Raw genomic sequence first — 18,652 nt, forward strand, 5'->3', positions numbered from 1 at the left:
AGAGCATTCCGTTTGTTCATTTTACGGGACTTAGCACGATCGGGTATTAATCTGTTAGCAAATTCCGCGAAAACAGATGTATGTCGACGCCTGGTTTACGCCGCCATAAACGCGCTTTACGCGCGCCGGTCGCCACGCTTTCGCCGGTCTCTTCAAACATGCCGGAGGCTTCAAAGCGGCGAATCAAACTTTTACGCTGAATAGGCTGGCCAAGGATTATCTCGGTTGCTTCCTGCAATTGCGCCTGGGTAAACGTATCGGGCAAGCAATAAACCGGCAGGAGCGAGTACATGGTTTTCTGCCGCAACCGGTGCAGCGCCGCATGGATTATTGTCCGGTGATCAAAAGCCAGCTCCATGGTATCCAGCTCACTCACCGGCACCCATTTTGCGTCGCTTACGCTTGCAATATGCGGCGCGCAGGACATCCACGAAATCAGCGCAAACCAGGCGATAGTTAGGCTCCAGCCGCGCGGATCGCGCTGCGGGCCGGAAAAGGTATCCAACTGTTCCAGCCACGATGGGGAAACACCGGTTTTTTCCGTCAGTTTGCGCAGCGCCGTGGCACGCGTGGAATCATCCTGCACCATATCGATAAATCCGCCGGGTAATCCCCAGCGCCCTTGCTGCGGCTGGCTGGCTCGCTGAACCAATAACACACAAAGCACCTGCTGATGCACCGTAAACAGCACGCTATCCACCGTCACCAGCGGTGAGGGGAAACGGCTGGCATCATAAGATTTCAGGTACTCTGCTTCACTGATCATCGCTCATTCGCTCCTTTTTACACGCCACAAGTTTATCAGCCTGCCCTGGGGCAGCAAGCTAACTTTTATCTTGTTAATTTTCATGTGGTTAAGTATTTAGTTCCTCAATGATTAAAAAAACGCTTGCCTAATAAGTGTCTTATAGACAATATTATAAGTGTCTAAGGGACACTAATTATTGAGTCGAGGTGAAAGATGGCGAGCAGAATCGAATTATTCATAGATAACGAGCAGGTTGCACTGAGCCATGGCGTCTTTCCAGATGGAGCTGTCTGGCTCAAAGTCACCGGCAAACTTCCGTCATTCGCCCAGCATATGCGGGTGCGTGTTGCCGCGATGCGCGATATGAACGACTTCATGTTGCTGGCACAACTGGTGGACGCCGTTCGTCACGCCACCGATATCGCGGTGAGCCATCTGGAGCTGGCATGGTTGCCGTGGGCGCGTCAGGACAGGCATATGGTTTCCGGCGACAGCTTCGCGCTGAAAGTTTTCGCAAACTTACTCAACACACTCAATTTCAACAAAGTTTTTGTGCTCGATCCGCACAGCGACGCCGCCGCAGCAGCCATCAATAACTGCGTAGTCATCGCGCAGGAAAGCTGCTTAATGCAGAGCGAAACTCTGCGTCGCGCCATTGGCAATCGCGAGCTGATGCTGGTCGCGCCGGATGCCGGTGCGCTGAAGAAAATCCATAACGTGGCGAAAGCCAGTGGCGCGCAAGAGTACGCGATCCTCACGAAAGAGCGTGATGTCGCAACCGGAAACCTGACAGGTTTCGCGCTGGTGGCCGGAGACGTCGCGGGCAAAGATCTGCTGATCGTCGATGATCTTTGCGATGCAGGTGGCACCTTTATTGGTTCAGCCCAGGTGTTGCGCGATGCCGGCGCCCGCAGCGTCAGCCTGTATGTCACGCACGGCGTCTTTTCCAAAGGAGTGGAGAACCTGCTCAATAACGGTATCGACGCGATTTATACCACCACATCCTTCACCTCGCCTGCACTGACGGATCCGCGAGTTGAACTGATCGACATTGACGCTATTTTCCGCGCTTAAGGGAGACAACATCATGAATATCAATCCAATTCTGGCTATCGACGGTTACAAAGTTTCGCACCGTGTGCAGTACCCACAGGGGACAACGCAGGTTTACTCCAATTTCACGCCGCGCAGCGACCGCTTTTTCCAGTCGCCAGTTGCCGACGGCAAGCTGGTGTTCTTTGGTCTGCAGGGGTTCCTGAAGTGGTTTATGGTCGATCTGTTCAACGACGGCTTTTTTGCCCGCCCGGAAGAGGAAGTCGTTAACGAATACAAGCAGGTGATGGATAACTATCTCGGCAGGGACGCCGTCGCAGTCGATCACATTCGCGCGCTGCACCGTTTGGGCTATTTGCCGCTGCACATTAAGTCGCTGGATGAAGGCAGTAAAGTGCCGATGAAAGTGCCAGTTCTGACCATTACCAACACCCGCGAGGAGTTTTTCTGGTTAGTGAACTACCTGGAAACCGTACTCTCCGCCGAACTGTGGAAAGCCTCCACCAACGCCACTATTGCGCACCACTACCGTAAAATTTGCGAGCAGTGGGCAGCGAAAACCTGCACGGATTTGTCACACCTCGATTTCCAGTGCCACGACTTCTCGTTTCGCGGCATGGCTGGTCTGCACGACACGGCGCAGGCGGGCGCGGGGCATTTACTGAATTTTAAAGGCACCGACAGTATTCCCTCGCTGCTGTATGCCCGCGATCACTACACCGGTGGTGAAGAGTACTTCATGGGTGCCAGCATTCCTGCCACCGAGCACAGCGTGATGTGCATGGGTGAACACGACCATGAAATTGAAACGTTCCGCCGCCTGATTGCCGATATCTATCCGCAGGGATTTGTCTCTATCGTCTCCGATACCTGGGATTACTGGCGCGTACTGACGGACTATACCCGCGAACTGAAACAGATAATCCTGGGGCGTGACGGGCGCGTGGTGTTCCGCCCGGACAGCGGTGATCCGGTAGACATCCTGTGCGGTACAGGCGCGGATGATGACACGCGTGCAGAACGTAGCCCGGAGGAGAAAGGGTCGGTAGAAGTGCTGTGGGAAATCTTTGGTGGCACGGTTAATGAGAAGGGTTACAAAGTACTGGATCCGCATGTTGGCCTGATTTACGGCGACTCCATTACCCTGGCGCGCGCCAATGAGATCCTGCGCCGTCTGGAAGCCAAAGGCTTCGCCAGTTCTAACGTGGTGTTTGGTGTCGGCTCTTTTACTTATCAGTACAACACCCGCGATACCTTCGGTTTTGCGATGAAAGCGACCTGGGGCGCGGTCAACGGTGAAGGGCGAATGATCTTTAAAGAGCCGAAAACCGATAACGGCCTGAAACGTTCGGCGCGCGGGTTATTGCGCGTGGATCGCGATGCGCAAGGCGAACTGCAACTGCACGATGAACAGAGCTGGGAACAGGAAAAAGGTGGGGAACTGAAAACCCGTTTCCTTGACGGCAAACTCTACCAGACCGAGCATTTTGAACAGATTCGCCAGCGACTGGCGAACCAGCGTTAATCCTCAGTTGGCGGTACGCCCGTACCGCCAGCGCTATAAGCCTTTCTTCCGATGTGGAAATTGACACACATCACAAATACTTTCATTTGATTATTACTCTCAGGCTAATGATTTGGCCGCCTCCTTAATTGATGGCTTTCTCACCACGGCGCACACTGAGTTCAGTGTTAAGCAAGTCAAAATGATGAGCTGAATCAGGAGGTTAATAATGTTATCTGGGCAAACGCCAGCACAGGTATGGAACACGCGGCGCAGCGAGAAACAGCGCCGCCTGGCGTCCATTCCCGTGCAGGGCAAGGTACTGCCGACCGGCGACCTTGTCGCCATGCTGGAAAAACTGATTGCACCGGGCGACCGTGTGGTGCTGGAAGGGAACAACCAAAAACAGGCCGATTTCCTCTCGCGTTCATTGGCTGAAGTCAACCCGCAGAAAGTCCACGAGCTGCATATGATTATGCCGAGCGTCGGGCGCAGCGAACACCTTGATATTTTCGAAAAGGGCATCGCCCGCAAACTGGATTTCTCCTTCTCCGGCACCCAGAGCCTGCGTATTTCGCAACTGCTGGAAGATGGCCTGCTGGAAATCGGTGCGATCCACACTTACATCGAACTTTACTCCCGCTTGTACGTTGACCTGTGCCCGAATGTGGCGCTGATTGCCGGTTATAAAGCAGACCGCAAAGGCAACCTCTACACCGGCCCAAGTACCGAAGATACCCCGGCGCTGGTTGAAGCTGCTGCCTTCCGTGACGGCATCGTTATCGCTCAGGTCAATGAGCTGGTGGATGACGAATGCGACCTGCCGCGCGTGGATATTCCCGGTTCCTGGATCGACTACGTGGTGGTCGCCGACAAACCATTCTTTATCGAACCGCTGTTTACCCGCGACCCGCGCCTGATCAAGCAAGAACACATTCTGATGGCGATGATGGCCATCAAAGGTATCTACGCCGAGCATCAGGTGCAGTCGCTCAACCACGGTATCGGTTTCAACACCGCAGCCATCGAACTGCTGCTGCCGACTTACGGTGAGCAGCTCGGTCTGAAAGGCAAAATCTGTAAACACTGGACGCTGAACCCGCACCCGACGCTGATCCCGGCGATTGAAAGCGGCTGGGTGGAAAGTGTGCACTGCTTCGGCGGCGAATTGGGGATGGAAGAGTACATCCGCGCCCGCCCGGATGTGTTCTTTACCGGTTCCGACGGTTCCATGCGTTCCAACCGTGCGTTCTGCCAGCTAGCCGGCCAGTACGCGGTCGATATGTTTATCGGCTCGACGTTACAAGTCGATGGCCTGGCGAACTCTTCCACCGTGACCCGCGGTCGTCTTTCGGGCTTTGGTGGCGCGCCAAACATGGGCCATGACCCGCACGGTCGCCGCCACGCGACACCGGCCTGGCTGAACATGATCACCGAACCTGATCCGATGCAGCGCGGTAAAAAACTGGTGGTGCAGATGGTGGAAACCTTCCAGGCCGGTGCGAAACCCACGTTTGTGGAAAAACTCGACGCCGTGGAAGTGGCGAAAACCTCCGGCATGCCGCTGGCTCCGGTGATGATTTATGGCGATGACGTGACGCACGTGCTGACCGAAGAGGGGATTGCTTACCTCTATCGCGCCGAAAGTCTTGAAGAGCGCCGGGCGATGGTCGCGGCAGTTGCAGGGATCACCGATATCGGGCTGGGCGTTGACGCCAAACGTGTCGCCCAACTTCGCCAGAGCGGCAAAGTGGTCTACCCGGAAGATATGGGCATTCGCCGCACTGACGCGACCCGTTCGTTGCTGGCTGCCAGCAGCGTAGCGGATCTGGTTGAGTGGTCCGGCGGGCTGTACAACCCACCTGCGAAATTCCGGAGCTGGTAATGAAACTTCTGCCCCGGATTGACGCTGAAGGCGGTGCCGAATGGTTGGCGCGAACCGCCACACTCTGTCTGATTGACGAAGCACGATTAAGCCCGAAGCCCGGTCTGGTGGACAGCCGGGGGAACGGTGCGCACCACGATTTAACGCTCGAACTGATGGAGCGTTCCGCGCACAGCCTGACCCCCACGTTTCAGGCGCTGGCGCAACAAAGCTGGCGGCGGCCAGCGGATGTGGCGCTCAGACAAACCATTGGGCGATTAGGTCGGGAAGGTGAGCAGCAGATGATGGCGGCCACCGGTGGCGTGAATACCCATCGTGGCGCGATCTGGGCCCTGGGATTGCTGGTAAGTGCGGTCGCCATGTCCGGCGGTAACGCACCGGCACAGGAGATTGCCGCCACGGCCGCAAAGCTGGCGCAACTGCCGGATGACGCTGCGCCGAAGCTCTTCAGTAAAGGGCTGCGCGCCACCCACCGTTACCGGGTGCCGGGTGCGCGCGAAGAGGCGCAGCAAGGCTTTCCGCACATTATCAAGCTGGCGCTGCCGCAGTTGCAGCACAGCCGCCAACGCGGCAGCAACGAAGCGCAGGCCAGGCTCGATGCGCTGATGGCCATCATGACCTCGCTGAGCGACACCTGCGTGCTTTCACGCGCGGGGCTCGAAGGTCTGGAGGCAATGCGCCACGGGGCGAGCGCGGTGCTGCAAGCCGGTGGCGTTGCGTCAAAGGCCGGTCAGCAAGCGTTAGCCGAACTGGACGCGCGGATGCTGGCGCTGAACGCGTCGCCAGGCGGCGCGGCAGATTTACTCGCGGCGACACTGTTTCTCGATCGCATGACCACGCCTTATTTAGCGAATTAAGAGGAAGTTATGGAACACATTACGATAACCGTGCCTGCTGGCCGCGCATTATGCGGTAAAGCGCTGGCGGGCGTTGTGGGCTCCGGGGATATGGAGGTGTTATTCACCGCCGACCAGGGGCAAACACTGACAATTGAGATCACCACCTCCGTGGACAACAGCCGTGGACGTTGGGAAGCGCTGTTCAACCGTCTCGGTCTGGTGAGCACGCTGCCTGCGGGCCAGCTTGTGATCCACGATTTCGGCGCAACGCCCGGTGTGGCGCGCATCCGTATCGAACAGGTATTCGAAGAGGTGAGCTATGCGTGACGATCGCAGTTTTATCGAACTCAAAGCGCGCCAGCGCGCACAGACGCTACTGGATGACGGCAGCTACCGCGAACTGCTGGATCCGTTTGAAGGCATTATTTCACCGTGGTTAGGGCCGCAGGGCATTGTGCCGCAGGCGGACGACGGCATGGTGGTCGCCAAAGGCACCATCAACGGCCAGCCCGCAGTGGTTGTGGCGATTGAAGGCGCGTTCCAGGGCGGCAGCATGGGCGAAGTCTCCGGCGCGAAAATGGCGGCGGCACTTGAGCTGGCAGCGGAAGATAACCGTAACGGCATCCCGACACAGGCGGTGCTGTGCCTCGAAACGGGCGGCGTACGTTTGCAGGAAGCCAACCTTGGGCTGGCGGCGATTGCCGATATTCACGCGGCAATTGTTGACCTGCGCCGCTACACGCCGGTTATCGGCATCGTTGCCGGTACGGTTGGCTGCTTCGGTGGAATGTCTATCGCCGCCGCACTCTGTAGTTACCTGATTGTGACGCGCGAAGCCCGTCTTGGTCTGAACGGCCCACAGGTTATCGAACAGGAAGCCGGGATTGAAGAGTACGACTCCCGCGACCGTCCGTTTATCTGGAGCATGACCGGTGGCGAAGTGCGTTATCGCAGCGGGCTGGTGGATGCGCTGGTCGGCGACGGCATCCATGCGGTGAAACAGGCGATGAACGAGGCGATCGCCAAAGGCGTGCCTGCCAAACATCGCACCGATAAGTACGACGATTATTTGCAACGTCTGACCCACTTCGACACCCGTAAACAAGCGGATGCCGAACAGATCAGCGCGTTGTTTGCCGGGGAGGGAAAAGCATGAGTACGACAGTAAGCCGCGGCGCGTTATGGCTGGAGAAACTGGCGCCGAATGCAACACGTCTGAGCGGGCTGTGCCCGTCCGTGCAGGCAGTCGATGGCAACGTTAACGGTGAAGCGGTGCGTTTCATTGCCGTGGTGCCGGATGCTAACAACCATTATCCGCGTGCCGCAAAAGGTGAAGTCGGTCTGCTGGAGGGCTGGACGCTGGCGAAAGTGGTGAGCGAAACCGTTGCCGCCGATGCCAACAACAGCGTGAAGCGCCCGATCATTGCGGTGATTGATGTGCCAAGCCAGGCCTATGGCCGTCGCGAAGAAGCGTTTGGGATTCACCAGGCGCTAGCCGGTGCGGCGGCGGCCTATGCCAATGCGCGTCTGGCAGGACATCCGGTGATTGGTTTGATCGTCGGTAAAGCGATGTCCGGGGCGTTTCTGGCGCACGGCTACCAGGCGAATCGCCTGATTGCATTTAACGATTCCGGTGTGCTTATCCACGCCATGGGCAAAGAGTCGGCGGCGCGCATTACGCTGCGTACCGTGGAGGCGCTGGAAAAACTGGCGGCCACCATTCCGCCTATGGCCTATGACATCAGCAACTACGCGACGCTGGGACTGCTCTCCGAATTGTTGAACATCAGCAACCCGGACGCGCCTTCAGACGCCGATCTGGCACAGGTGCAGAGTACGTTGCACCAGGCCATCAACGACGCTCGTCAGGACACCACGTTGAAAAACCGTTTGGGTGCTGACAACCGCCGCAGCTCTGCTCTTGTGCGCGAACGCATGAAAGCGAGCTGGTAAGTAATAAGTAAAAAGAAACCTGCCAGAGAGCAAAACCATGGGCGCGCACGCCGTGCCCATGAACGCTTTTGCTCCTGAAAATAATAACCATCGCATACAAGGCTCAAGCACGAAATCATTCGTTCTGCATTGAGGCGGCAACTGAGTGAATCTCTGGCTGTTTACTGAAGTAAGTGACCAGGGTGAACAACAAATCTGTCAGAAACAGATTTGAACGTCACTGGACGACGCCCCATAAGGGCGAGGTTCAGAGACGAGTCACTCGGCAGCCTACAACCAGGCAGGGCGAAGGATGACGTGATTTCTTTTTAAAGGCTTACAGGTGATTTATGACTTACGTAATTGTTCATGCCCTCGCACCGATATTCGTCATCATGCTGCTGGGTTTCTGGGCGGGAAAGGCCAAAATGGTCGACAACAAAAACGTTTCCCTGCTGAATATCTTTGTAATGGATTTTGCCCTGCCCGCGGCGCTGTTTAGCGCTACTGTTCAGACACCGTGGACCGGGATCATCGCGCAGTCGCCGCTGATTCTGGTACTGACACTCTCCATGTGGATTACCTATGCCGCCATTTATTTCCTGGCGACCTCGGTTTTCAAAAAATCGCCGCAGGATGCCGCGGTGCTGACGCTGACTGTCGCACTGCCAAACTACGCCGCGCTCGGCTTGCCGATTTTGGGCAGCGTGCTGGGTGAAGGCTCGTCGACATCGCTCTCCGTTGCGGTTTCTATCGCCTGCGGTTCAGTCCTGATGACGCCGTTCTGCTTACTGATCCTTGAGCGTGAAAAAGCGCGAGCCGCGGGTGACAACACCGGTTCTACGCTGGCAATGCTGCCGGTATTGATGTGGCGTTCGGTGAAAAAACCGATTGTCTGGGGGCCGCTGCTCGGGGTGGTTCTGTCCGCTATCGGCATAAAAATGCCGGAACTGGTGCTGGCATCGATCAAACCGCTTGGCCTTGCTGCGACGGCGGCGGCGCTGTTCCTGACGGGTGTGATCCTCTCGGCGCGAAAACTGGCCATTAACACCATGGTTATTTCTGCCACCATCACCAAACTGCTGATCCAACCGGCGATTGCGTGGGGGATTGTTCTGGTGCTTGGTTTGCATGGTTCGGTGGCGATCACCGCTATCCTGATGATTGCGCTGGCTGCGGGCTTCTTCGGTGTGGTATTTGGTAACCGCTTTGGCGTGCAATCGCCGGATGCGGAAGCCGTGCTGCTGCTGAGCTCCGTGCTCTGTATCCTGTCGCTGCCGCTGTTTATCACGCTGACTTCAGGAATGTAATCATGACCGCAACATTACGCCCGCACGATCTTCTCTGGCTGCGCGCACAAGACGCGCTGGAAGAGGTAACCGAATCCTGGGTCGCAGAGATCTGGCACGCTGGTCTACCGGTGGTGGTGCGGCGTGATGTTGAACAAAACGGTCGCATCCCCGTTGGCGTGCGCGGTCTGCGCCGCGACCAACGCGCTGCGGGGTGGGTGAAGCCAGAGCAGGTCATCCGGGTGGTCTCACCTGAACAACTGGTCACACTGCAAGAACTGCCGCGCTCGCCGTTTATCTCCCAGCCGCCGGTACAACTGGCGCTGCAACTGGCGCAGTTTACCTGGCCGTGGACATGGGGTGTTACCGGCAGCACGGGTTATGCGCTGGCGACCGGTATTCCGGTTATCCATGCGACCAGCGATCTCGACTTACTCATCCGCGCGCCGAAACCGCTTCCCACACGCGATCTGGCCCACTGGCAGCAGCAACTCAGCGGTGGGCTTTGCCGGGCGGATACCCAGGTGGAAACCCCGAACGGCGGTTTTGCGTTAGCTGAATGGTTACGCGACGGGCGGGTAATGCTGAAAACCAACCACGGGCCGTGCCTGGTGAGCGACCCCTGGCAAAGGGAGGATTCATGAAGATCATCTTTACTTTTCCGGGGCAGGGGACGCAACGCCCGGGAATGTTACAAGGTCTGCCGGGCAGTGAAATGAACGAAGCCCGCGAGGTATTGGGTGCAGAAGTCGATACGCTCGATACTGCCGGGGCGCTAAAACATACCCGCGCGGTACAACTGGCGCTGCTGATTGCCGGTGTGGCCTGGGCGCGTGAATTACAACGCCGGGGCGTGAGCGTTGATATCACCAGCGGTCTGTCGATTGGTGCATATCCGGCGGCAGTGGTCGCCGGCGCGCTCGATTTTCAGGATGCACTGCGCCTGGTGGCGCTGCGCGGCGATTTGATGGAGCAGGCGTATCCGCACGGTTACGGGCTGACGGCGATTATGGGGCTGACGTTGCCTACCGTGGAAACGCTGATCGAAGGCAGCGGAGCCTATATCGCTAACCTCAACGCCGAAACGCAGATTGTCATCGCCGGCAGCGATGAGGCGATGGCGCGAGTGGCGCAACGGGCGTTAGCAAAAGGCGCTAACAAGGCGCAGCGGCTCGCGGTCAGCGTACCTTCCCACTGTGCATTGCTGGAAAAACCCGCTGAAAAACTGGCGCAGGCGTTTGCGGGTGTCACGCTCCGCCGCCCGCAGTGCGCTTACTTGAGCGGCAGCACCGGGCGCGTGTTGTGGCAGCCGGAGAAAATCGCCGACGATCTGGCGTGGAATATGGCACGCACCGTGCGCTGGCAAGAGGCGGTCATTGCCGCCAACGAACGCGACGCGCGACTGGCGATTGAAATGCCGCCGGGCGGTATTCTCACCTGCCTGACACGGCAAGCCGCGTGGAACGGCGAAAGCATTTCGCTGGAGCGCAGCGGTGTGGATGTGGCGGTACATCTGGCGAATCGCCTCAGGATGCAGGCGTAATGTTTTCTTGCAGACTGCGGGCGTACATGCGGCCTTCCGCCGCCAGCGCCAGCAAGTTGGGATCGCGCTCGCGGTTGCGTGAAAAGACAATGGCGATCAACTGTTGCATTTGATACGGCTCGGCGAGACGCAACATCTGCACTGATCCTTCGTAGACTTTCTTCATCCTTCCCGGCATCAGCGTAAATCCGACGCCCGCCTGCACCAGGCTCAGCATGGAGAAGATGTCATTCACGCGGGTGACAATTTCCGGCTCAAAACCGGCAATATGAAACGCTTCCTGAAAACCGGCATAGGTGGCGAAGCCTTCAGCCAGCGAGACAAATTTTTGCGCGCGGTAGTCGCGCAGGTCAGCAAGGGTATCGGTTTCAAGCGTTGCGCTTGCCGGCGCGGCAAGGAAGATATCGTCATGAAACAGCGGCAGCACTTCGAGGTTGTTGCGGTCGATTTCGCTTTCTGAAATGGAGATCAAAATCGCGTCAAGCGAGCCTTCCTCAAGCATATGCAGCAGCGTTTCGTTTGAGCCCATCGTCAGATTTATCTCCAGGTCCGGGCGTCGCAATTTCATCCCCATTATCAATCGGGGGACGGTTTCCAGCGTCAGGGAGTAGAGCGTACCCACGCGCAAACGCCCCTGACCAACCCCGGCAGTTTTACGCGCTTCATCCAGCCCGCGCTCCATCAATTGCGTCACTTCCTGGCAATATTCCAGTAGCGTCCACGCGGCAGGCAGCGGGATGAGATTACGGCCTTTATGGGCAAACAACGGGCAACGGACATTCTCTTCCAGCGTGTGCAGCGCGCGGTGCACACTGACACCGCTGAGATTGAGCGCTTCGGCGGTGCGCGCAATATTGCCCTTTTCCATAAAGGCCATGAAGATGCCCAGCTTGCGAAACGTAATGTCGTTGGTGATATCCAGATTCATAAGCTCTCTCGCCGCCGTTGTTGCGTGTTATTCCCCTTGCAACATGGCTTCCAGTTGCTCGTGCGCGTCCAGCCAGGCCATCTCGCACTCTTCGAGGCCCGATTTTGCTGCCGCCTGCTGTTGCAAACAGGTGGTTAATTCCGCTTTGCGGCTCTGATCGTAAAGGCCGCTGTCGCCGAGCTTCTCTTCGGCTTGCGCTAACTGCGCATTCAGCTTTTCCATCTCTTTTTCCAGCCGGGCAATCTCTTTGCGCAGCGGCTGAGTTTGCGTGCGCAGCTCGGCTTCACGGCGCTTCTGATCTTTGCGCGCCTGGGCGCTGTTGGCGCTCTCTTTTACCGTATCCGCCGGCTGGCTTTCCTGTTTTTGCACGTCGCTTAACCACTGCTGGTAATCTTCCAGGTCGCCTTCGAACGGCTCAACTTTGCCGTCGTGCACCAGGTAGAGATCGTCCGTGGTGGAGCGAATCAGGTGGCGGTCATGCGATACGACCACTAACGCGCCTTCAAACTCAATCAGCGCTTCGGTCAGCGCCTGACGCATATCCAGATCGAGGTGGTTGGTCGGTTCATCAAGCAGCAGCAGGTTTGGGCGCTGCCAGACGATTAACGCCAGCACCAGACGCGCTTTTTCGCCGCCGGAGAAGCGTTCGGTTATTTCGGTGACTTTATCGCCCTGGAAACCAAAGCCGCCCAGGTAGTCGCGCAGTTTCTGCTCCAGCTCCTGCGGTGCAAGGCGCGCCAGGTGCTGCAACGGCGATTCGTCAGCGCGTAAAAACTCCAGTTGATGCTGGGCGAAGTAACCCAGCTTGATGCCTTTCGCCAGCCCGATTTCACCGCTCTGCGCCGCCAGTTCACCCGCCAGCAGTTTGATAAGCGTGGATTTACCCGCGCCGTTACGTCCCAGCAGGCCAATGCGTGAACCCGGCACCAGATTCAGCTTAATGGCGTTCAGAATGGTACGTTCGCCGTAACCTGCGCTCACTTTTTCCATTTTTAACAGTGGGTTGGGCAGGCTTTCCGGCGGGCGGAAACTGAAGTGGAACGGGTTATCGACATGCGCTGGCGCAATCAGCTCCATGCGCTCAAGCATTTTGATGCGGCTTTGCGCCTGTTTCGCTTTACTGGCTTTCGCTTTGAAGCGGTCGATAAAACTTTGCAGGTGTGCAACGCGCTGCTGCTGACTTTCATAAGTGGCCTGCTGCTGGGCAAGGCGCGTGGCGCGCTGGCGCTCAAACGAGCTGTAGTTACCGGTATATTCGAACAGGCTTTGCTGCTCAATATGCAGAATTTTGTCCACTACCGGATCGAGGAAATCACGGTCGTGGGAAATCAGGATCAGCGTGCCCTGGTAGCTTTTCAGCCACTTCTCCAGCCAGATCACTGCATCGAGATCGAGGTGGTTGGTCGGTTCATCAAGCAGCAGTAAGTCGGAGCGGCAAATCAGCGCCTGCGCGAGGTTTAAACGCATACGCCAGCCACCGGAGAAGTCGCTCACCGGGCGCTCCAGTTGCTCGTTACTAAAACCCAGACCGTGCAGCAGGCTGGACGCGCGAGAGCGAATGGTCCATGCATCAATCGCGTCGAGTTTACCGTGCACGGTGGCAATGGCATGACCATCGTTACGTTCGTTGGCGGCGTTAAGTTGAGCTTCAAGCTGGCGGTATTCGCGATCGCCATCAATCACATAGTCTATGGCCGCTTCATTTAGCGCCGGTGTTTCCTGGTTCACCCATGCCAGTTGCCAGGCGCCAGGAAAAGTGAAGCTGCCGCCGTCGGCACCGATCTCGTTTTTCAATAGCGACAGCAGCGTTGATTTGCCGCAGCCGTTTTTACCCACCAGGCCTACTTTCTGGCCCGGGTTGATGGTGGCTGTGGCGTTATCCAGCAGGACACGCACGCCGCGACGAATTTGTAACGAGGAGAAAACAATCATAAGGCGCCGTATGTTCAGACTATGTTAATTTGTCATTATGATAATGTAAGAGTGCGGCCAAAGGACGCACCGGGGCCGCAATGGTAGCCCAAAATGAAGATGATAGACAAAATCATTCTGGCAGCGCCCACTGGCCGCTCGCCAGAGTTTGACGCCCGGGAGGGGAATGATGTCGCAGACAGCGAAAGTATTGCTGCTGTATGCCCATCCGGAATCACAGGACTCGGTAGCTAACCGGGTTTTGCTTAAGCCGGCAACGCAGCTGCAAAATGTCACGGTGCACGATCTTTATGCCCGTTACCCTGACTTTTTTATCGATATTCCTTATGAACAGGCGTTGCTGCGTGAGCATGACGTCATTGTGTTTCAACATCCGCTATATACCTACAGTTGCCCGGCGCTGCTCAAAGAGTGGCTTGACCGTGTGTTAAGTCGTGGCTTTGCCAGCGGCATTGGCGGGAACCAACTCGCGGGAAAGTATTGGCGCAGCGTGGTCACTACCGGGGAACCGGAGGCCGCGTATCGCCACGATGGGCTTAACCGCTACTCCATGAATGACATTTTGCGCCCGTTTGAGCTGACTGCCGCCATGTGCCGAATGCACTGGTTAAGCCCGATTATTGTGTATTGGGCGCGTAGGCAATCACCGCAGGAGTTGGCGAATCACGCCAAAGCTTATGGTGACTGGCTGGCGTCGCCGTTGTCTCCGGGAGGCCGTTAATGGAAGGTTCCGCGCTCTTACTGGCCGGTGTGTTGTTTCTTTTCGCGGCGGTGGTCGCTGTCCCTCTTGCCGCGCGTTTAGGCATTGGCGCGGTGCTCGGCTATTTGCTTGCGGGTATCGCGATTGGCCCGTGGGGGCTGGGGTTTATCAGCGACGTTGATGAAATCCTCCATTTCTCCGAACTGGGCGTGGTGTTCCTGATGTTTATCATCGGACTGGAGTTGAACCCGCGTAAGCTTTGGGAACTGCGGCGCTCAATATTTGGCGTGGGCGCGGCGCAGGTGCTGCTTAGCGCGGCGATCCTCGCCGGGCTACTGATGCTGACGCAGTTCTCCTGGCAGGCGGCGGTGATTGGCGGTATCGGTTTGGCGATGTCATCCACCGCGATGGCGTTGCAACTGATGCGCGATAAAGGCATGAATCGCAGCGAATCCGGCCAACTGGGATTCTCGGTGCTGCTGTTTCAGGATTTAGCGGTGATCCCGGCGCTGGCGCTGGTGCCGCTGCTGGCGGGCAACGGTGATGAGCATCTCGACTGGATGAAGGTTGGCATGAAGGTGCTGGCGTTCGCGGGCATGTTGATTGGCGGGCGTTACTTGTTGAGGCCTGTGTTCCGCTTTATTGCTGGTTCCGGCGTGCGGGAAGTGTTTACCGCCGCCACGCTGCTGCTGGTGCTGGCCTCGGCGCTGTTTATGGATGCGCTGGGGTTATCGATGGCGTTGGGAACCTTTATCGCTGGCGTGTTGCTGGCCGAAAGCGAATATCGCCACGAGCTGGAGATCGCCATTGAGCCTTTCAAAGGGCTGTTGCTGGGGTTGTTTTTTATTTCCGTAGGCATGGCGCTGAATCTCGGCGTGCTCTATACCCATCTGTTATGGGTGATACTGAGTGTTGCGGTGCTGGTGGCGGTAAAATCGCTGGTACTGTATGGGTTGTCGCGGATATACGGTTTGCGCAGTTCGGAGCGTATGCAGTTCGCCGGTGTGTTAAGTCAGGGCGGTGAATTCGCGTTTGTCTTATTCTCCTCTGCTTCTTCCCAGCGCTTGTTCCAGCATGATCAAATGGCGCTGCTGCTGGTGACCGTCACGTTATCAATGATGACTACGCCGTTGCTGATGCGCGGTGTGGATAAACTGCTCTCGCGGCGTTACAACACCCCAGAAGATGAAGATGAAACCCCATGGGTGGAAGACGATAAACCCCAGGTGATTGTGGTGGGGTTTGGTCGTTTTGGTCAGGTGATTGGCCGTCTGTTAATGGCGAATAAGATGCGCATTACCGTGCTGGAGCGCGATATCAGCGCCGTCAATTTGATGCGTAAATATGGGTATAAGGTCTATTACGGGGATGCAACTCAAGTGGAGTTGCTGCGCTCGGCAGGCGCGGAAGCGGCGCAATCGATCGTCATCACCTGTAATGACCCGCTGGATACCATGAAGCTGGTGGAAATTTGCCAGCAGCATTTTCCGAATCTGGCAATCCTGGCGCGCGCTCGCGGGCGTGTGGAAGCGCATGAACTACTGCAAGCCGGTGTGACGCAGTTTTCCCGCGAGACGTTCTCCAGTGCGCTGGAGTTAGGGCGCAAGACGCTTATTTCGCTGGGAGTGCATCCACATCAGGCTCAGCGTGCGCAACTGCACTTTAAACGTTTAGATATGCGTATGCTGCGCGAGCTGATGCCGGTGCATACCGATACGATGCAAATTTCCCGTGTCCGCGAAGCGCGGCGCGAGCTGGAAGAGATTTTCCAGCGAGAAATGCAGCAAGAGCGTCGCCAGTTGGATGGTTGGGACGAGTTTGAATAAGGGGGATCGAATGGCTGTACGAAAACGTTTTATCGCCGGCGCGGTTTGCCCGGCCTGCCAGGCGAAGGACTCAATGGCAATGTGGCGTGAGAATAATGTCGATATTGTTGAGTGTGTTAAGTGTGGACACCAGATGCGCGAAGCGGATAAAGAAGCCCGCGAGCATGTTCGCAAAGATGAGCAAGTGATCGGGATTTTTCATCCAGACTAGCGAGATCGGGCAGCTTTTTTTAAGCTAAAGGGTACACAGGTGCAGAATTCCGCTACAATCTGCGCCAGTAATTTTCCCACGCTCAGGAGATATCATGAAAGTAGCAAAAGACCTGGTGGTCAGCCTGGCCTATCAGGTACGTACAGAAGACGGTGTATTGGTTGATGAGTCTCCGGTGAGTGCGCCGCTGGACTACCTGCACGGTCACGGTTCCCTGATCTCTGGTCTGGAAAACGCGCTGGACGGTCACGAAGTCGGCGACAAATTCGATGTGGCTGTTGGCGCGAACGACGCTTACGGTCAGTACGACGAAAACCTGGTGCAGCGCGTCCCGAAAGACGTCTTTATGGGCGTTGACGAGCTGCAGGTTGGCATGCGCTTCCTGGCCGAAACCGACCAGGGCCCGGTACCGGTAGAAATCACCGAAGTGGAAGACGAACACGTTGTTGTTGACGGCAACCACATGCTGGCTGGCCAGAACCTGAAATTTAACGTTGAAGTTGTCGCTATTCGCGAAGCAACGGAAGAAGAACTGGCTCATGGTCACGTTCACGGTCCGCATGGTCACGATCATGACCACGACCACGATCACGACGGTTGCTGCGGTGGCCACGGCCACGAACACGGTCATGACCACGGGAAAGGTGGTTGCGGCGGTAATGGCGGCTGCGGTTGCCACTAATACGCGTTGTTTTTCGCGCCGCAGGGGGCGTTGGCTTCGCTTTTAAACCCCGGTCGCATCGTTTTCTATGCTACCGGGGATTTTCAAGTTTGCCGCCTGCCTGCAACACGAAATCCATAGCGTCATTGATGAGCGGGGAAACCCGCTTTTTTTACGCCTTAATAATGGGGCGGCGGCGTCTCTTCTGAAGGGGATGCCATGTGTGAAGGTTGGCTGGCTTTGAGTTTTTCTGCCATTAATCGCAGATGTTCGCGCAGCTTTGCCATTTCCAACTCATGGGCAACTACCGTCTGGTTTAGGTCCTCGATGGTCATCTCCTGAAAAGCTAACCGACTTTCCAGTTCCGCCAGTCGCGCTTCGATTGTTAACTCTTGCATACTTCACCTCTGGATTGCGTCCGGCCTGATTTTTGTTAAACGAGCGAATTTTACTGAACTTTGCCGCCAGGTACAGCTCTGGCAAAGAAAAGCAGAAACTTATTTAAACAAAAATAGTCAGAAAACAGGTGAATTCAGGTGGTGTCCTTATGTTGATTTCCACCGCAACGCTTTATAGTACGTCTCTTACATTTTGTTTAACCCTGGGGCGAGATGCCCCGGCCCCTGGAGAAATGGATGAAATCACTGTTTAAAGTCACGCTGCTGGCGACCACGATGGCCGTCGCCCTTCACGCTCCGATCTCTTTCGCTGCCGATACCGCTGCAAAGAAAGAGCCGGCTGCAGCAGCTGACAGCAAAGCGGCATTTAAAAATGACGACCAGAAATCTGCCTATGCGCTGGGTGCCTCGCTGGGCCGCTATATGGAAAACTCTCTGAAAGAGCAGGAAAAGCTGGGTATCAAACTGGATAAAGCACAGCTGATCGCCGGTGTTCAGGACGCGTTTGCTGATAAGAGCAAACTGAGCGACCAGGAGATTGAACAAACTCTGCAAGCGTTTGAGACGCGTGTGAAAACTGCCGCGCAGGATCGCATGGAAAAAGACGCTGCTGACAACGAAGCAAAAGGCAAAGCCTTCCGTGACACCTTCGCTAAAGAGAAAGGTGTGAAAACGTCCGATACCGGTCTGCTGTACAAAGTAGAGAAAGAAGGTACCGGTGATGCGCCGAAAGACAGCGATACGGTTGTTGTTAACTACAAAGGTACGCTGATCGACGGTAAAGAGTTCGATAACTCTTACACCCGTGGCGAGCCGCTCTCTTTCCGTCTTGATGGTGTGATTCCTGGCTGGACCGAAGGCCTGAAAAACATCAAGAAAGGCGGCAAGATCAAACTGGTTATCCCACCGGCACTGGCTTACGGGAAAACGGGTGTTCCGGGTATTCCGGCTAACTCCACGCTGGTCTTTGACGTAGAGTTGTTGGATATCAAAGCCGCACCGAAAGCCGATGCCGCAGCGCCAGAAGCTGCACCGGCAGCGGGCGATAAAGCTGCTGATGCGAAAGCCGCAGACACCAGTAAGAAATAAAATTTGCAATAGCGCCGCCTTCGGGCGGCGTTTTTTTGTGCACAGAAAACCCCCAGCTAGGCTGGGGGTTCCGGAAAGCTTTCAGCTTTGAGCTAGTTATTAAAACCCCTTTTG

At 56.4% G+C, this 18,652-nt stretch carries 19 protein-coding genes; 15 read left to right on the forward strand and 4 right to left on the reverse strand.

Annotated features, from left to right (window positions below; genetic code table 11):
• Nucleotides 1-46 precede the first annotated feature (46 nt).
• Nucleotides 47-766 carry an NUDIX hydrolase gene (locus E0L21_RS18300; RefSeq protein WP_131411979.1) on the reverse strand — a complete coding sequence of 240 codons (720 nt, stop codon included), beginning with the start codon at nt 764-766 and terminating at the stop codon, nt 47-49.
• Nucleotides 767-961: 195 nt separating this feature from the next.
• Between E0L21_RS18300 and prs the strand changes: the two genes are divergently transcribed.
• The 10 genes from prs to mdcH all read left to right on the forward strand — a co-directional run bounded on the left by prs (nt 962) and on the right by mdcH (nt 10,793).
• Complete coding sequence (gene prs / locus E0L21_RS18305) at nt 962-1,822, forward strand: ribose-phosphate diphosphokinase (protein WP_131411981.1); 861 nt, start codon at nt 962-964, stop codon at nt 1,820-1,822.
• A gap of 13 nt (nt 1,823-1,835) precedes the next feature.
• On the forward strand, nt 1,836-3,326 hold the full coding sequence (locus E0L21_RS18310) for a nicotinate phosphoribosyltransferase (RefSeq protein ID WP_131411983.1): 1,491 nt from the start codon (nt 1,836-1,838) through the stop codon (nt 3,324-3,326).
• 208 nt (nt 3,327-3,534) lie between these two features.
• Entirely contained in the window at nt 3,535-5,190 is a 1,656-nt protein-coding gene (mdcA, locus tag E0L21_RS18320; RefSeq protein ID WP_131411987.1) for a malonate decarboxylase subunit alpha, read from the forward strand.
• Entirely contained in the window at nt 5,190-6,047 is an 858-nt protein-coding gene (locus E0L21_RS18325) for a triphosphoribosyl-dephospho-CoA synthase (RefSeq protein ID WP_131411989.1), read from the forward strand. The genes mdcA and E0L21_RS18325 overlap by 1 nt, the downstream gene beginning before the upstream one ends.
• A gap of 9 nt (nt 6,048-6,056) precedes the next feature.
• Nucleotides 6,057-6,356, forward strand: a complete 300-nt coding sequence (gene mdcC / locus E0L21_RS18330) for a malonate decarboxylase acyl carrier protein (protein ID WP_131411991.1) — start codon at nt 6,057-6,059, stop codon at nt 6,354-6,356.
• Entirely contained in the window at nt 6,349-7,185 is an 837-nt protein-coding gene (locus E0L21_RS18335; protein ID WP_131411993.1) for a biotin-independent malonate decarboxylase subunit beta, read from the forward strand. Before mdcC ends, E0L21_RS18335 begins: the two co-directional genes overlap by 8 nt.
• Nucleotides 7,182-7,982: a biotin-independent malonate decarboxylase subunit gamma gene (gene mdcE / locus E0L21_RS18340; protein WP_131411995.1), complete on the forward strand. Its 801-nt coding sequence runs from the start codon at nt 7,182-7,184 to the stop codon at nt 7,980-7,982. Before E0L21_RS18335 ends, mdcE begins: the two co-directional genes overlap by 4 nt.
• Before the next feature lie 329 nt (nt 7,983-8,311).
• Nucleotides 8,312-9,271, forward strand: coding sequence for an AEC family transporter (locus E0L21_RS18345; RefSeq protein ID WP_131411997.1), 960 nt, complete (start codon nt 8,312-8,314; stop codon nt 9,269-9,271).
• A gap of 2 nt (nt 9,272-9,273) precedes the next feature.
• Nucleotides 9,274-9,894 carry a malonate decarboxylase holo-ACP synthase gene (locus E0L21_RS18350; protein ID WP_131411999.1) on the forward strand — a complete coding sequence of 207 codons (621 nt, stop codon included), beginning with the start codon at nt 9,274-9,276 and terminating at the stop codon, nt 9,892-9,894.
• Nucleotides 9,891-10,793 (forward strand): malonate decarboxylase subunit epsilon, encoded by a 903-nt coding sequence (mdcH, locus tag E0L21_RS18355; RefSeq protein ID WP_131412001.1) that lies wholly within the window; start codon nt 9,891-9,893, stop codon nt 10,791-10,793. Before E0L21_RS18350 ends, mdcH begins: the two co-directional genes overlap by 4 nt.
• On the opposite strand, the gene E0L21_RS18360 is transcribed toward mdcH, so the two are convergent.
• Together E0L21_RS18360 and E0L21_RS18365 are read right to left on the reverse strand one after the other, a co-directional pair.
• Entirely contained in the window at nt 10,777-11,721 is a 945-nt protein-coding gene (locus tag E0L21_RS18360) for a LysR family transcriptional regulator (protein ID WP_131412003.1), read from the reverse strand. The two genes, mdcH and E0L21_RS18360, sit on opposite strands and share 17 nt — an antisense overlap.
• Nucleotides 11,722-11,748: 27 nt before the next feature.
• On the reverse strand, nt 11,749-13,653 hold the full coding sequence (locus E0L21_RS18365; protein WP_131412005.1) for an ABC transporter ATP-binding protein: 1,905 nt from the start codon (nt 13,651-13,653) through the stop codon (nt 11,749-11,751).
• A 169-nt stretch (nt 13,654-13,822) separates the two neighbouring features.
• Between E0L21_RS18365 and kefG the strand changes: the two genes are divergently transcribed.
• The 4 genes from kefG (at nt 13,823) to slyD (ending at nt 17,072) form a co-directional block, all read left to right on the forward strand.
• Nucleotides 13,823-14,374 carry a glutathione-regulated potassium-efflux system ancillary protein KefG gene (kefG, locus tag E0L21_RS18370; RefSeq protein ID WP_131412018.1) on the forward strand — a complete coding sequence of 184 codons (552 nt, stop codon included), beginning with the start codon at nt 13,823-13,825 and terminating at the stop codon, nt 14,372-14,374.
• Entirely contained in the window at nt 14,374-16,179 is a 1,806-nt protein-coding gene (kefB, locus tag E0L21_RS18375; protein WP_131412007.1) for a glutathione-regulated potassium-efflux system protein KefB, read from the forward strand. The genes kefG and kefB overlap by 1 nt, the downstream gene beginning before the upstream one ends.
• 10 nt (nt 16,180-16,189) lie before the next feature.
• On the forward strand, nt 16,190-16,390 hold the full coding sequence (locus E0L21_RS18380) for a YheV family putative zinc ribbon protein (protein WP_017459891.1): 201 nt from the start codon (nt 16,190-16,192) through the stop codon (nt 16,388-16,390).
• A gap of 94 nt (nt 16,391-16,484) precedes the next feature.
• Nucleotides 16,485-17,072 (forward strand): peptidylprolyl isomerase, encoded by a 588-nt coding sequence (slyD, locus tag E0L21_RS18385; protein ID WP_131412008.1) that lies wholly within the window; start codon nt 16,485-16,487, stop codon nt 17,070-17,072.
• Between the two features lie 158 nt (nt 17,073-17,230).
• Here the strand turns inward: slyD and E0L21_RS18390 are convergent, their stop codons facing one another.
• Nucleotides 17,231-17,449, reverse strand: coding sequence for a protein SlyX (locus tag E0L21_RS18390; RefSeq protein ID WP_131412011.1), 219 nt, complete (start codon nt 17,447-17,449; stop codon nt 17,231-17,233).
• 237 nt (nt 17,450-17,686) lie between these two features.
• Here E0L21_RS18390 and fkpA point away from each other — a divergent pair, with 237 nt between their 5' ends.
• Entirely contained in the window at nt 17,687-18,538 is an 852-nt protein-coding gene (gene fkpA, locus E0L21_RS18395) for an FKBP-type peptidyl-prolyl cis-trans isomerase (protein ID WP_131412012.1), read from the forward strand.
• Nucleotides 18,539-18,652 lie beyond the last annotated feature (114 nt).

The organism is Kosakonia quasisacchari (assembly GCF_004331415.1).
Classification (GTDB): Bacteria; Pseudomonadota; Gammaproteobacteria; order Enterobacterales; family Enterobacteriaceae; genus Kosakonia; species Kosakonia quasisacchari.